This is a genomic window from Pseudomonas sp. HY2-MNA-CIBAN-0224, from assembly GCF_040310285.1.
GTDB classification, from domain to species: domain Bacteria; phylum Pseudomonadota; class Gammaproteobacteria; order Pseudomonadales; family Pseudomonadaceae; genus Aquipseudomonas; species Aquipseudomonas helleri.
The window spans coordinates 1-323 of sequence record NZ_JBEOPQ010000312.1 but is presented as its reverse complement, the minus strand read 5'-3'; the positions used below and the strand labels follow the sequence as shown (position 1 = coordinate 323).

At 36.2% G+C, this 323-nt stretch carries 1 protein-coding gene; it reads right to left on the bottom strand.

What is annotated here, in order from left to right:
• The coding region (locus AAEZ03_RS26540; protein ID WP_350582755.1) for a hypothetical protein at positions 1–182 on the bottom strand (182 nt) is incomplete at its 3' end.
• Positions 183–323: the final 141 nt, after the last annotated feature.

Genomic DNA, 323 nt, shown 5'->3' with positions numbered 1-323 from the left:
GGATTGTCATCGTCATTCACGTGCTCTGAGTCCACTACCTCTTCTTCGAAAGTGTCAGTACCTTTATTATGATTGGTATGGTTTTCAATATCAGTGTGCTGATTGGCTAAATTTTTACTCACTTCTTGAGGATTAGCACCGTCAATAGGGGTTCTGCTTAACGCGGGATCTTGAGGTTCCATGGTTATGTCCTTAATTGTTGTTTTAATTGGCTAACCAGTATCTATTGTCAGCACTTTATTTTTGATGATATACCCAGACTACATAAGTAGGTACACAATTATTAAATATTATTATTTTTACTCAAATCATGAGCATTGAGA